Source organism: Curvibacter sp. APW13, assembly GCF_032337135.1.
In the GTDB taxonomy this organism is placed as follows: Bacteria; Pseudomonadota; Gammaproteobacteria; order Burkholderiales; family Burkholderiaceae_C; genus Allorhodoferax.
Window position 1 is genome coordinate 629,921 of sequence record NZ_JAVXZZ010000001.1, and the last position, 14,324, is coordinate 644,244.

Annotated in this window: 11 protein-coding genes; all 11 read right to left on the reverse strand. The window is 64.5% G+C overall.

Annotated elements, in window-relative coordinates:
• Positions 1–21: 21 nt before the first annotated feature.
• The 11 genes from RQP54_RS02860 to rsmH all read right to left on the reverse strand — a co-directional run bounded on the left by RQP54_RS02860 (position 22) and on the right by rsmH (position 14,320).
• Complete coding sequence (locus RQP54_RS02860) at positions 22–807, reverse strand: cell division protein FtsQ/DivIB (protein ID WP_315676658.1); 786 nt, start codon at positions 805–807, stop codon at positions 22–24.
• Positions 804–1,772, reverse strand: a complete 969-nt coding sequence (locus tag RQP54_RS02865; protein WP_315676659.1) for a D-alanine--D-alanine ligase — start codon at positions 1,770–1,772, stop codon at positions 804–806. The genes RQP54_RS02860 and RQP54_RS02865 overlap by 4 nt, the downstream gene beginning before the upstream one ends.
• Positions 1,769–3,202, reverse strand: coding sequence for a UDP-N-acetylmuramate--L-alanine ligase (murC, locus tag RQP54_RS02870; RefSeq protein WP_315676660.1), 1,434 nt, complete (start codon positions 3,200–3,202; stop codon positions 1,769–1,771). Before murC ends, RQP54_RS02865 begins: the two co-directional genes overlap by 4 nt.
• Positions 3,199–4,275, reverse strand: coding sequence for an undecaprenyldiphospho-muramoylpentapeptide beta-N-acetylglucosaminyltransferase (murG, locus tag RQP54_RS02875; RefSeq protein WP_315676661.1), 1,077 nt, complete (start codon positions 4,273–4,275; stop codon positions 3,199–3,201). Before murG ends, murC begins: the two co-directional genes overlap by 4 nt.
• 175 nt (positions 4,276–4,450) lie before the next feature.
• The gene (gene ftsW, locus RQP54_RS02880) at positions 4,451–5,698 is read right to left on the reverse strand and encodes a putative lipid II flippase FtsW (protein WP_315676662.1); all 1,248 of its coding nucleotides are present in this window, start codon (positions 5,696–5,698) and stop codon (positions 4,451–4,453) included.
• Positions 5,695–7,206 (reverse strand): UDP-N-acetylmuramoyl-L-alanine--D-glutamate ligase, encoded by a 1,512-nt coding sequence (gene murD / locus RQP54_RS02885; protein WP_315676663.1) that lies wholly within the window; start codon positions 7,204–7,206, stop codon positions 5,695–5,697. Before murD ends, ftsW begins: the two co-directional genes overlap by 4 nt.
• A gap of 12 nt (positions 7,207–7,218) precedes the next feature.
• A complete protein-coding gene (gene mraY, locus RQP54_RS02890) occupies positions 7,219–8,397 on the reverse strand; it encodes a phospho-N-acetylmuramoyl-pentapeptide-transferase (protein WP_315676664.1) in 1,179 nt (392 codons plus the stop codon).
• A 25-nt stretch (positions 8,398–8,422) separates the two neighbouring features.
• Positions 8,423–11,341, reverse strand: coding sequence for a bifunctional UDP-N-acetylmuramoyl-L-alanyl-D-glutamate--2,6-diaminopimelate ligase MurE/UDP-N-acetylmuramoyl-tripeptide--D-alanyl-D-alanine ligase MurF (murF, locus tag RQP54_RS02895; RefSeq protein ID WP_315676665.1), 2,919 nt, complete (start codon positions 11,339–11,341; stop codon positions 8,423–8,425).
• A complete protein-coding gene (locus tag RQP54_RS02900) occupies positions 11,341–13,077 on the reverse strand; it encodes a penicillin-binding protein 2 (RefSeq protein ID WP_315676666.1) in 1,737 nt (578 codons plus the stop codon). Before RQP54_RS02900 ends, murF begins: the two co-directional genes overlap by 1 nt.
• Entirely contained in the window at positions 13,074–13,403 is a 330-nt protein-coding gene (gene ftsL, locus RQP54_RS02905) for a cell division protein FtsL (protein ID WP_315676667.1), read from the reverse strand. Before ftsL ends, RQP54_RS02900 begins: the two co-directional genes overlap by 4 nt.
• Entirely contained in the window at positions 13,400–14,320 is a 921-nt protein-coding gene (gene rsmH, locus RQP54_RS02910) for a 16S rRNA (cytosine(1402)-N(4))-methyltransferase RsmH (RefSeq protein WP_315676668.1), read from the reverse strand. Before rsmH ends, ftsL begins: the two co-directional genes overlap by 4 nt.
• Positions 14,321–14,324: the final 4 nt, after the last annotated feature.

Here is a 14,324-nt window from a genome sequence, read left to right on the forward strand (position 1 = left end):
TTCACCTGTTCCGAATCGCTGTCATTTCTTGGGGGCCTCCAGCGCCACCGTGCTCACCCCGCGCAGACGGATGGCATAGGCGTTGTCGTGGCGCAGGTCTGCGGCTTCCACCGCGGCAGGCCAGCGGCCATAGCGGCCACTGACCTGGGTAATCGTCTTGACGAAGCGCTGCGTGCGCTCCAGCACCTCGCCGTGCTCACCGCGGCCGAGTTCGAGCACGCCGCCACTGTCCAGGCGCGCATGCCAGCCCCCACTCTTGGTGACTTCCAGTTGGTCGACGGCGAGGTCCAGCGGGGCGAAGACTTCCTGCAAGGCCTTGAACATGCCCAACACCTCGGCACTCTGGGCTTCGGGGCCGAACAGGCGCGGCAGGCTTTCCTGATCCACCTCGCCGACGTTGGCTTCGAAGACCTCACCCTGCACGTTGAGCAGCTTGGCTTCGCTGTCGGCACCCCAGTAGGCAAAAGCCTGGTGCTCCTGCAGTTTCACCAGCAGACGGTTCGGAAACACCCGATGCACCACCGCATGGCGCACCCAGGGAACGGCCTCGAAGGCGCGGCGCACCTGGCCCAGGTCGGCCGTGAAGAAGGTCCCGCGGATCTGCGGCACCACGTTGGCACGCAGGGTGAGCGGGTTGTTGTGGCTCACATCGCCCACCACCGTGATGCCGCGGATGGCGAACACCGGCAGACGCACCACCCACCCGGCTGCTGCCTGCAGCGCCAGGGCGACAAAGACCAGGAACAGGACGCTGGCGGTCCAGTTCATGAGTCGGATGTCGAAGGGGGTGGGTTCACCGGCTCTCACACGGCATCTCCATGGTCGGTCGTTGCACCCTGCAGCAGCAGCACGCACAGATCTTCATAGCTGATGCCGGCCGCCTTGGCCGACATGGGCACCAGCGAGTGACCCGTCATGCCCGGCGAGGTGTTGATTTCCAGCAGGTAGGGTTGGCGCGTGACGCGGTCGATCATCACGTCGATGCGGCCCCATCCGCGGCAGTCGAGCACCCGGTACGCCTTGAGCACCAGGGCCTGGATGGCCTCCTCCTCCCCGGCCGGCAGCCCGCAGGGCACCAGGTACTGGGTGTCATCCGTGAAGTACTTGTTCTGGTAGTCGTAATTGCCCTGGGGCGCCACGATGCGGATCACGGGCAGCGCACGGGCCGCATCCCCGGTGCCGATGATCGGACACGTCACCTCGTCGCCCTCGATGCACTGTTCGCACAACACATCGGCATCGAGCTTGCCGGCCGCCTCCACAGCGTCGGCCATGCCTGCGGCACTTGTCACCTTGCTCACGCCAATGCTGGAACCTTCGCGTGCCGGCTTGACGATGACCGGCAGTCCCAGGGCGTCAGGCACATCCAGAACCTGCTGGCGCCCGAAGGCACCACGGCGCAACAACTGGTAGCGCGGGGTGGGAATGCCTTCGGCGATCCAGATGCGCTTGGTCATGACCTTGTCCATGGCGATGCTGGAGGCCATCACGCCGGAACCGGTATAGGGGATGCCCATGAGTTCCAGCGCACCCTGCACCGTGCCGTCTTCACCGAAACGCCCATGCAGGGCAATGAAGCAGCGTGCAAAGCCTTCGCGCTTGAGTTCACTCAGGTCGCGCTCGCTGGGGTCGAAGGCGTGGGCATCCACACCTTTGGAGCGCAAGGCATTGAGTACCCCGGTGCCGGACATCAGCGACACCTCGCGCTCGGCGGACGCACCGCCCATCAGGACCGCCACCTTCCCCAAGTGCTTCATATCATTTTGGCTCATAGCCCCCGCCCTTCCTGCGTAGGCAGCTTCTGTTTTTGTAGCATTTCGGCAATCTTCCCGGGTACGGCACCAATCGACCCCGCCCCCATGCACATCAGCACGTCGCCATCGCGGGCATTGGCAATGGCCACCTCAGGCATCGCTGCGATGTCGTCCACGAACAGCGGCTCAACCTTGCCGGCCAGCCGCAGCGCCCGCGCCAGCGAACGGCCGTCCGCTGCGACGATGGGCGCCTCACCTGCGGCATACACCTCGGCCAGCAGCACCGCATCGGCGTGGCCGATGACCTTGACGAAGTCCTCGAAGCAGTCCCTCGTACGGGTATAGCGGTGCGGCTGGAAGGCCAGCACCAGGCGGCGCCCCGGAAAGGCGCCACGTGCAGCAGCCAAGGTGGCTGCCATTTCCACGGGGTGGTGGCCGTAGTCGTCGATCACGGTCACGGTGCCGCCTTGTGGCAAGGGCAGGTCGCCATAACGCTGGAAGCGCCGCCCCACGCCATGGAACTCGGCCAAGGCCTTCTGCACGGCAGCGTCGGGAATGTTGAGTTCCACCGCAATGGCTATCGCCGACAGCGCGTTGAGCACGTTGTGGCGGCCAGCCAGGTTCAGCACGATGTCCAGGTCCGGCAGCACCACGCCATTGCGGCGCTGCACGGTGAAATGCATCTGACCACCCACGGCACGCACGTTGATGGCGCGCACTTGGGCTCCTTCGTCGAAGCCGTAGCTGGTGATCGGGCAGGTCACCTGCTCGCAGATCTCGCGCACCGCCGGGTCGTCGGTGCACAGGACCGCCGTGCCGTAGAAGGGCATGCGGTGCAGGAAATCGACAAAGGCCTTTTTCAGCTTGCCGAAGTCGTGCCCATAGGTTTCCATGTGGTCGGCGTCGATGTTGGTCACCACCGCCATCACCGGCAACAGGTTCAGGAACGAGGCATCGGACTCGTCGGCCTCCACCACGATGTAGTCGCCCTGGCCCAGGCGCGCATTGGCACCGGCGCTGTTCAGGCGCCCACCGATCACGAAGGTGGGGTCCAGCCCGCCTTCGGCCAGCACACTGGTCACCAGGCTGGTGGTGGTGGTCTTGCCGTGGGTCCCGGCAATGGCGATGCCCTGCTTCAGGCGCATCAGTTCCGCCAGCATCAGTGCGCGCGGCACGATGGGCAGGTGCAGTTCGCGCCCGCGCACGACCTCGGGGTTGTCGGCCTTGACGGCGGTGCTGGTCACCACAGCGTCGGCGCCGCTCACGTTCTCGGCCACATGGCCCACGTAGGTGCGGATGCCCAGGTCGGCCAAACGCCGCAGCGTGGCGCTGTCGGACAGGTCGGAGCCCGAGATGGTGTAGCCCAAGTTGTGCAGGATCTCGGCGATGCCGGACATGCCGGAGCCGCCGATGCCGACAAAATGGATATGTTGGATGGCGTGTTTCATGTGGCGTTTCCTTTCGCCAGGGATTCACAGGCGGCGACCAGGCTGTCGGTGGCTGTCAATTTCTGGAGCTTTTTGGCCTCTAGCCCGCGCAAAAGCAGCGCAGATCGCTCTGTATTTTGTAGCAGCTGCGCCAATTTCTCGGCCGTCAGTTCGGATTGCGGCATCAGCACACCGGCGCCAGCGTCACTCAGGAAACGCGCGTTGGTGGTCTGGTGGTCATCCACCGCATGCGGGAAGGGAACCAGGACGCTGGCAGCGCCCACGGCCGCCAGCTCCGTCACCGTGCTGGCTCCTGCGCGGCAGATCACCAGGTCAGCGTCGGCAAACGCCTGGGCCGTGTTGTCGATGAAGGGGGTCAAGGTAGCGTCCACCCCGGCGGCCGCGTAGTTGGCGCGCAGCTCGTCGATTTGCTTTTCACCGGCCTGGTGGGTCACCACCGGTCGCTGCATTTCAGGAATGAGCGCCAGCGCCTGCGGCACCACGGTGTTGAGCGCCTTGGCACCCAGGCTACCGCCCACCACCAGCACCTTCAATGGGCCACTGCGGCCAGCAAAGCGCTCCTCTGGTCCGGCGACATTCAGGAATTCGGTTCGCAAGGGGTTACCTACCCACTCGCTATGCGCCAGTGCTCCGGGGAAGGCGCAGAACACGCGCTCTGCAATCTGGGCCAATACCTTGTTGACCAACCCTGCCACCGAGTTCTGCTCGTGCAGCACCAGCGGCTTGCCACGGAACACGGCCATCATGCCGCCGGGGAAGGTGATGTAGCCGCCCAGCCCCACCACCACATCGGGGCGCACGCGCCCGATGACTTGCCAGGCTTGCCAGAAGGCGCGCAGCAGGCGCAGGGGCAACAGTGCCAAGGTCAACAGACCTTTTCCGCGCACGCCGGAGAACTCGACCAATTCCAGTGGGAACCCTTTGGGTGGCACCAAACGGCTTTCCATGCTGTTGGGCGCTCCGAGCCAGTGCACGCGCCAGCCTTTGTCACGCAGCGCCTGGGCCACAGCCAAGCCGGGGAAGATGTGACCGCCGGTACCGCCTGCCATGATGAGTGCCGTGCGTTGTGTCATACACGGCCTCCGTGCATCCAAACGCGCACTGCGTGCCCGTTCGCAGCGCTGCGCGCCGCGTTGCTGTTTTGGTGAAACCGGCAGCTCATACACGGCCTCCGTGCATGCAAACGCGCACTACGTGCCCGTTTCGCAGCGCTGCGCGCCGCGTTACCGTTTTGATGAAACCGGCAACTCATACACGGCCTCCGTGCATGAGTTGCCGGTTTTCATAGTCCACCCGGAGCACGATGGCGATGGCGATCAGGTTGATCAGGATGGCCGAGCCACCATAGCTCATCAGCGGCAGGGTGAGCCCCTTGGTCGGCAAGGCGCCGAGGTTCACACCCATGTTGATGAAGGCCTGGAAGCCGATCCAGATGCCGACGCCCTGCGCCAGCAAGCCGGCGAACACGTTGTCGAGTGCAATGGCCTGGCGGCCGATGTGCATCATGCGGCGGGTCAGCCACAGGAACATGCCGATCAGCGTGACGACGCCAATCAGTCCGAATTCCTCACCGATGACGGCCAGCAGGAAGTCGGTATGGGCTTCGGGCAACCAGTGCAGCTTCTCGACACTGCCGCCCAGACCGACACCGAAGATTTCTCCGCGGCCGATGGCGATGAGCGAATGGGAAAGCTGGTAGCCCTTGCCCAGGGCGTACTTCTCGTTCCAGGGGTCCAGGTAGGCAAAGATGCGTTCGCGTCGCCATTCGCTGGTGGCGATGATCAGGCCGAAGGCGATGACCAGGATGGCACCGATGAGGAAGAACATCCGCGCATTGACGCCGCCGAGGAACAGGATACCCATGGCGATCACGGCGATCACCAGGAAGCCCCCCATGTCCGGCTCGGCCAGCAGCAGCAGGCCGACCACCGCAACGGCCGCTGCCATGGGCATGACAGCGCGGAAGAAGCGCTCCTTCACGTCCATCTTGCGCACCATGTAGTCGCTGGCGTACAGCAGCACACCGAGCTTGGCCAATTCGGACGGCTGGAAGTTCATCACACCGAGTGAAATCCAGCGGCGGGCACCGTTCACGCCCTTGCCGATAAAGGGGATCAGTACCATCATCAGCAGCACGAGCGAAAGAATGAACACCCAGGGGGCCACCTTCTCCCAGGTGCTGATCGGTATCTGGAACGCGATCAGCGCTGCAGCAAAGGCCATGACGATGGAAAACAGATGCCGGGCAAGGAAATGGGTATGCGCGTAGTTGGCAAAACGGGGGTTGTCGGGCATGGCGATCGAGGCCGAATACACCATCACGAGCCCCCACAGCAGCAAGGCCGTGACCACCCAGAACAAGGGTTGGTCAAAGCCCTTCACCACGGATCCGGAGCCGCCCATGCCGTAGGGGCCGGTGCGCACGGGGATGGCGGTGGACGCGGCCTCTTCGGCTTTGCCGAACCACCCCCGAATGGCCTGGATCGCTGCGCTCATCCCTGGGCCTCCAGGTCTACGCCAGCGTCCACGGCCAGGGCGCGCACGGCCGCGACAAAAACTTCGGCCCGATGCTCGTAGTTGCGGAACATGTCGAAGCTCGCGCACGCAGGCGACATCAGAACGGCATCACCGGCTTGTGCCAGGTCGCGTGCCCGACCTACGGCCACGACCATGTCTGGCGCGTCATGCAATGGCACACCGGCATCGGCCAGCGCCTGTCGGATGGCGGGAGCATCGGCCCCGATGAGCACCACGGCGCGGGCATAGCGTGCCACGGGGGCGGCCAAGGGGCTGAAATCCTGCCCTTTGCCCACACCACCGAGGATCAGCACCAGCTTGCGCTCTTCACCCAGGCCACGCAGCGCCGCCACCGTGGCGCCGACGTTGGTGCCCTTGCTGTCGTCAAAGTACTCCACCTCGTCCAGCACGCCGACCGATTCGACACGGTGCGGCTCACCCCGGTACTCCCGCAGGCCGTAGAGGATGGGTGCCAGCGCGCACCCCGCCGCAGCGCACAAGGCCAGCGCCGCCAGAGCGTTGGTTGCGTTGTGGCGCCCCCGGATGCGCAGCGCATCGGCCGGCATCAGGCGCTGCAGGTGGATTTCTTCTGCCTCATCGCGCCGGCGTTTCAGGGTTTCGTCGGCCTCGTGCGCGCGCACCAGCCACACCATGCCATTGACATCCTCCAGGCCAAAGTCGCCTGGCCGCTGGGGCCGGTCGCCACCGAAAGTGACATGGGGACGGTACTGTGGTTTCTGAAGCTTCTGGCGTACCGGTTCCGGCAGCATCGCCATCACGGCGGCATCTTCGCGGTTCAGCACCATCATGGCCTCGCGGCCGAAGATGCGGGCCTTGGCAGCAGCGTACTCGGCCATGTCGGCATGCCAGTCGAGGTGGTCTTGCGTGACGTTCAGGACCACGGCCGCTGTCGGCTCGAAGTTTTCCACGCCGTCGAGCTGGAAGCTCGACAGCTCCAGCACCCAGGCGTCGGGCAGTGCGTCGGCGTCCAGTGCCTGCGCCAGGGTATCGAGCAGGGTGGGCCCGATGTTGCCCGCCACCGCTACCTGCAGGCCCGCCCAACGCAGCAGATGCCCAGTCAACGAGGTCACCGTGGTCTTGCCGTTGGTGCCCGTCACGGCCAGCACCTTGGGGGCATAGCCGCGCTCCGTGTGGAGGGCTTGCAACCCGTCAGCAAACAGGGCCAGCTCCCCCTGGACGCGGATACCCTGTTCGGCCGCTGCCTGCACCAGGGAGGCGATGTCGGCAGGCGCCAAGCCCGGACTGCGCAGCACCGCATGCAGCCCGGGAACCGCTGCCAGCAGTGCCGCATCCATGGCGGCGCTCACGAAGCGCGCACCCGGCACCTCGCTCTGCAAGGCTTGCAACTGGGGCGGCTCGCGGCGGGTGTCCGCCACGGTGACCGCGGCACCCAGCCGCGCGCACCAGCGAGCCATGGCCAGGCCCGAAGCCCCCAAGCCCAACACCAGCACCGATTGACCTTGCATGCTGCCCACGTCTTACCTCAGCTTCAGGGTGGACAGACCCACCAGGCACAGCAGCATGGTGATGATCCAGAAACGCACCACGACCTGGGTTTCCTTCCAGCCCGTCTTCTCGAAGTGGTGGTGCAGCGGCGCCATCTTGAAGAGCCGACGCCCTTCACCAAAGCGCTTCTTGGTGTACTTGAAGTACGTCACCTGCAGCATCACCGACAGTGCCTCCGCGACGAACACCCCGCCCATGATGGCCAGCACGATTTCCTGGCGCACGATCACTGCGATGGTGCCGAGCGCGCCGCCGAGGGCCAAGGCACCCACGTCGCCCATGAAGACCTGCGCCGGGTGGGTGTTGAACCACAGGAACGCCAGCCCAGCGCCGCCCATGGCCGAACAGAAGATCATCAGCTCCCCGGAGCCGGGGATGTACGGGAAGAACAGGTAGCGCGAATACACCGAGCTGCCGGTCACGTAGGCAAATACACCCAGACTGGCACCGACAAGCACCACCGGCATGATCGCCAGACCATCCAAGCCGTCGGTCAGGTTGACCGCATTGCTGGCCCCCACGATCACGAGGTAGGTCAGGATGACGAAGCCCAGCACCCCCAGCGGATAGCTTACTTCCTTGAAGAACGGCAGCAGCAAGCCGGCCTTGGGCGGAAGGTTGACGTCAAAGCCAGACACCACCCATTTGAAGAACAGCTCGATGACGCGCGAATTGGAATCGCCCGAGATGCTGAACACCAAGTACAGGGCCGCCAGCAATCCGATGACCGACTGCCAGAAGTACTTCTCGCGCGATCGCATGCCCTCGGGGTCCTTGTTCACCACCTTGCGCCAGTCGTCGACCCAGCCGATGGCTCCGAATCCCAGTGTCACCAGCAGTACCACCCAAACGAAGCGATTGCTCCAGTCGAACCACAGCAGGGTCGAGACCGCAATCGACATGAGGATCAGCACGCCCCCCATGGTGGGGGTACCGCTCTTGCTCAGGTGCGTCTCCATGCCATAGCCGCGAATAGGCTGGCCGATCTTGAGTTCGCGCAACTTGCGGATCACTGCCGGACCGGCAAACAAGCCGATCAGCAACGCGGTCATGGCGGCCATCACCGCGCGGAAGGTGATGTACTGGAACACCCGGAAGAATCCGAATTCGGGCGACAGGCCTTGCAGCCATTGGGCCAGATTCAGCAGCATGGGAGTTCTCCCCACAGTGGCGATGTCATGGTTGGGTTTCCTCCTTGGGAGCGGCCGCGGCCTGCAAGGCCTGCACCACGCGCTCCATGCGCATGAAGCGCGAGCCCTTGATCAAAATGGTCCGTGATGCGCCAGCCTGTGTCAGCACGGCCTCGATGAGTGCATCCACGTGCTCGAAATGGCGTGCGCCGGGGAACGGTTCACAGCCGTGCCGTGCCAGCTCACCCATCAGGAACAGCTGCTCGACACCGCGTGCGCGGGCGTGCGCAGCCACTTCGGCATGGAAGGCCGGTCCGTCCTGCCCCACTTCGCCCATGTCGCCCAACACCAGCAGTCGCGGCGAGGGCAGCTCCGCCAGCACGTCGATGGCGGCACGCACGGAGTCCGGATTGGCGTTGTAGGTGTCGTCGATGACGGTCCGGCTCTGCCCGCCCAGTGCGAGCGACAAGGCACGGGAACGCCCTTTGACCGGGACGAAGGCTGAAAGACCGGAAGCGATGGTGGTGACCGGAACGCCCAGCGCATGCGCACATGCCGCCGCCGCTGCGGCATTCAGCGCGTTGTGGCGGCCTGCGATCTGGAGGCGCGCCCGTACCGGCTGTCCTTGCAGTCGGGCCTGCCAGTCCCAGGCACCGTCCTGCCATTCGGCAGACTCCAGCACCACTTCCGCACCACCCTGGCCGGTCGCTGCGGAGAACCGCAGGCTGCGTCGCTGCTGCGCCAACGCCATCCAGATCGGGGTGAATGGATCATCCGCCGGAAACACCGCCACACCTGCTGCAGGGAGGGCCGAGATCGCGGATCCGTTTTCTCGCGCCACGGCTTCGACGGTGTGCATGAATTCCAGGTGCTCTCGCTGGGCGTTGTTGACGAGTACCACGTCCGGCTGGGCCACGGCGGCCAGGACCGCAATCTCACCCGGATGGTTCATGCCCATCTCGACCACAGCAACCCGATGGTTCGCACGCAGTCGCAACACCGTCAATGGCACACCGATGTCGTTGTTGAAATTGCCTTCCGTGGCCAGGCTGCTACTGCCGGCATGCGCACGCAGAATTGCGGCAATCATCTGCGTGACCGTGGTCTTTCCATTGCTGCCGGTCACACCGATGAGGCGCACCTGCGACTGGCGCGCGCGCCATGCACGCGCGAGGGTCCGCAGCGCCTCACGGGTATCGTCCACGCCGATGCAGGCAACGTCTGCGGGTACAGCCGTAGTATCTGCGCCCACGCGATACACGAGCACCGTGGCGCCCGCCTGGGCTGCCTGGGCCAGCATGGTATTGGCGTCGAAGCGCTCGCCCTGCAGTGCCACGAACAGGTCGCCCTGGGTGATGGAGCGTGTATCGGTATGGACCCGGCAGGCCTTTGCGCTGCGGTTCCCCAGCAAGGTGCTTCCAGGCAGCATGTGGTGAACGTCGACCGCCTCGAACACGGCACTGCGGGCCTGCAGCGCGGCCTGCGCCTGGGCCCGGTCCGAGAAAGGACGCTTGACGCCAGCGATCTCCTGGTAGGGCTCATGGCCCTTGCCAGCCAGGAGTACCACGTCGCCAGGCTCTGCACGGGCGATCGCCATGCCGATGGCGTCGCCGCGGTCCACTTCGACGTCCACATGCTCGCGGTCCGCGACCCCCAACAGCACTTGCGCCACGATGGCTTCCGGCTTCTCGCTGCGCGGGTTGTCGCTGGTCACCACCACACGGTCCGCCGCGCGCGCTGCGATGGCACCCATGAGAGGTCGCTTGGACGGATCGCGGTCACCACCACATCCGAACACGCACCACAGCTTGCCCTGGCGCGCCTGTGCCACCGGGCGCAGTGCCGTCAGCACCTGGGCCAGTGCATCGGGCGTATGGGCATAGTCCACTGCCACCAGCGGCGCATCCACACCACCCAAGCGCTCCAGCCGGCCCGGTACCGGTTGCAAACTGGCGCAGACCTGCACCGCCGCTTCAAGCTCGACACCGAGCGCCCGCATCGCAGCCAGCACGCCCAGCAGATTGGACACGTTGTACAGGCCGATGAGCGGCGTCTGCAAGGTGCACTTACGATCACCTTCGCGCACGTCGAAAGCCATCCCCGTTTCCATGACACGCACCCCACTGGCACGCAGCCGGGCCTCGCGTTCGATCGCCACCGTCCACAGGTCCAGCGGCGCGTTCGCCAACTCCGCGGCCAACTGTGCACCGCGGCTGTCGTCGATGTTGACGACCGCACTGCGCAACCCAGGCCAATCGAACAGCTTGCGCTTGGACTGCCAGTAGGCATCCATGTCACCGTGGTAGTCCAGATGGTCCTGGGTGAAATTGGTGAACACTGCGACGGCAATCTGCGTGCCCCCCATGCGCTGCTCGTCCAGACCGATGGAAGAAGCTTCCATGGCACAGGCCTTGAAGCCCTGATCGACGAAACTGCGCAAGGTCTGTTGCAGCGTCACCGGGTCTGGTGTGGTCAATCCTGTGCTCTGGATGGCAGCCAACGGGTCTGCAGCCTGCGGGGCAGGGACAGCCCCCACACCCAAGGTACCGATCACGCCGCTCGGGCGAGCCTGCGAACCTGGCAACGCCGACAGTGCCTGCGCCAACCACCAGGCGGTCGACGTCTTCCCGTTCGTCCCGGTCACTGCCACCACCGGCAGTTGGTGCGATGGGTTGCCGTAGAACTGCGCCGCAATCTCGCCGGTATCGCGTTTGAGCCCTGCGTAGCAGGCCACTTCCTCACCGTTCAGCGTAAAGGCCTCCATGCCCTGCGCTTCCACCAGACACGCGATCGCTCCCCGCTGCACTGCGTCAGCAACAAATTGGCGTCCGTCCTGGACCGCCCCTGGCCAGGCAATGAAGGCCTCGCCGACAGCGACCTTGCGGCTGTCGGTTTGCAGGTGGGTCACCTGCCGGGCGCGCAACCAGGCGACTGCCTGCTCAGGGGTATGGAGCATCTGAACCATCAGAAACTCTCCTCCACGGCCTGCGCCACGATCTGCGGGCGCACGGCCATGTCGGGTTGCACACCCAGCAGGCGCAGCGTCTGCTGCACCGTGTCGCTGAAGACCGGGGCTGCCACATCGCCACCGAAGTACTTGCCATTGCTGGGCTCGTCGATCATCACCGCGACCACGATGCGGGGGCTCTCCACCGGGGCGAGGCCGACGAAAAAGCCACGGTACTTCTTGTCGGCGTAGCCACGGCCCTCTTGCTTGTGGGCCGTTCCGGTCTTGCCGCCGACGGAAAATCCGAGGGTCTGTGCCTTGGGGGCTGTACCGCCAGGTCCCGCCACCATGTGCAGCATTTCACGCACGGAACGCGCGGTCTTGGCATCCATTACGCGAACGCCTGCCGCGGGTTGCTGCGCCTTCACCAGCGTGACCGGCACCAGCTCGCCATCCCGGGCAAAGACGCTGTAGGCACGTGCCAGCTGGAACAGGCTGCTCGACAGCCCGTAGCCATAGCTCATGGTGGCCTGCTCGATGGGACGCCAAGTCTTGTAGGCGCGCAGTTTGCCACTCACCACGCCAGGAAAGGGCACCTGCGGTTTCTGGCCCAGCCCCACCTGACTGAACATCTCCCACATTTCCCGGGGCTGCATCTGCATGGCCAGCTTGACGGTACCGACGTTGCTCGACTTCTGGATCACCTCGTTGACGGTAAGCGCTCCGTGCGGGTGGGCGTCGGTGATGGTGGAGCCCGAAATGGTGATGTGCCCAGGCGCAGTTTGGATGACCGACTCCGGCTTGACGAGCCCCTTTTCCAGCGCCAGCGCAATGACAAAAGGCTTCATGGTGGAGCCTGGTTCGAAGGTGTCGGTCAGAGCGCGGTTGCGCAGTTGCGCACCGCTCAGGTTGGCCCGCTTGGCCGGCGAGTAGCTGGGATAGTTGGCCAGCGCCAGCACCTCACCCGACTGCACGTCCAGTACCACGACGCTTCCCGCTTTGGCCTTGTGTTCCAGCACGGCATCGCGCAGCTTCTGGTAAGCGAAGAACTGGACCTTGCTGTCGATGCTCAATTGCAGGTCCTTGCCTTCGACCGGGGGGATCATGTCGCCAACGTCTTCCACCACACGACCCAGACGATCCTTGATCACGCGTCGTGACCCAGCCTTGCCCGCCAATGCCTTGTTGAAGGTCAGCTCCACACCCTCCTGCCCGGCATCTTCGACGTTGGTGAAACCCACCACATGAACCGCCGACTCCCCTTCCGGGTAGACGCGGCGGTATTCCTTGCGCTGGTAGATGCCCTTGATGTTCATGGCCGCAATCTTCTTGGCCACATCGGCATCCACCTGGCGCTTGATCCAGACAAAGGTCTTGTCTTCGTCTGCCAACTTCTTCGATATTTCAGCCGCCGGCATCTCCAGCAAGCTGGCCAGCTCCTTGAGCTGAGAGCCCTCGAACTCGACGTCCTCCGGAATGGCCCAGATGCTTGGCGCAGGAACACTGGAAGCCAGGATCATTCCATTGCGATCGAGAATGCGGCCACGGGTTGCAGGCAACTCCAAGGTGCGCGCAAAACGCACCTCGCCCTGGCGCTGGAAGAAATCATTTGCCACCACCTGGATGTACGCCGCACGGGCCGTCAAGCCCAGGAAGGCGAGCGCCAGAACAGCCACCACAAACTTGCTGCGCCAGCCCGGCGTGCGGCTGGCCAGCAACGGACTGGAGGTGTACTGGATGCCTCGCGCGCTCACGGTTTGACCTCCGGTGTCGGCTTCTCCGCTGCCTTGGCCGGAGCTGCATCTTTCCCGGCAAGTCCTGGGTACGACACATAGGTCGTGATACCGGGCGTGGTCTGGCGCATCTGCAGCTTGTCCTTGGCCAGTCGCTCAACCCGCACGGGCGTGGCAGCAGCACGCTTTTGCACCTGCAGGCGTTCATTCTCGGCCTCGAGCCGGCGCGCTTCGGTGCGCGCGCGATCCAATTCCGTGAAGACGCGACGCGACTCGTACTGCACGCCCACAAGGTACAAACCGCTGAGCACGAGCGCCAGAAGCAACACCAGATTGATGCGCATCATGCAGCCGTCCTCTGCGCTACGCGCATGATGGCACTGCGCGCTCGCGGATTGGCAGCTACCTCCTGCGCGCTTGGCTTGATGCGGTCCAGCGCCACGAGCTTCATGGGTTTGGGCGCCGCAAAGGGAGCGCGCCGGTCATAGACCTCTTTCGAATGCTCGGCGATGAACTGCTTGACGATGCGGTCTTCCAGCGAATGGAAGCTGATGACGACCAGGCGCCCTCCTTCCTTGAGAACGTGCAGACTGGCATTTAGCGCTTGTTGCAGCTCCTCAAGCTCGGCGTTGATGAAAATCCGAAGAGCCTGAAATGTGCGCGTTGCAGGGTTCTGGCCCGGCTCGCGGGTTTTGACCGTGTCAGCCACGAGTTGGGCCAGTTCAGCGGTGGTTGAAAGAGGCCCCCGCTCCTGTCGGCGCGCAACAATCGCCTTTGCAATTGGCCCAGCAAACCGTTCTTCACCGTATTCACGTATCACCTCCGCGATGTTGTTCACTTCTGCCGTTTGCAGCCATTGCGCCACGCTCTCGCCCCGGGTCGGATCCATGCGCATGTCCAGGGGACCATCGGCCCGAAAACTGAAACCGCGCGCCGGGTTGTCGATCTGGGGGGAACTCACACCGATATCCATCAGGATGCCGTCGGCACTGCCCGCCGGCAATTCGCCCAGATGGGAAAATCCCTGATGTCGGATGCTGAAACGGATGTCATCAATGGCATTGGCTACCGCCACCGCCTCGGGATCACGGTCGAAGGCCGTCAGGCGCCCGAGCTCCGACAACTGGGACAGAATCAAACGCGAGTGACCGCCACGACCAAACGTGGCGTCCACATAGTGCCCGCCCGATTGCGCCGGTACTCCGAGGAGCGCGTCCACTGCCTCCTGCAGCAACACGGTGGAATGAACCCAGGGTTCTTGCACGCCA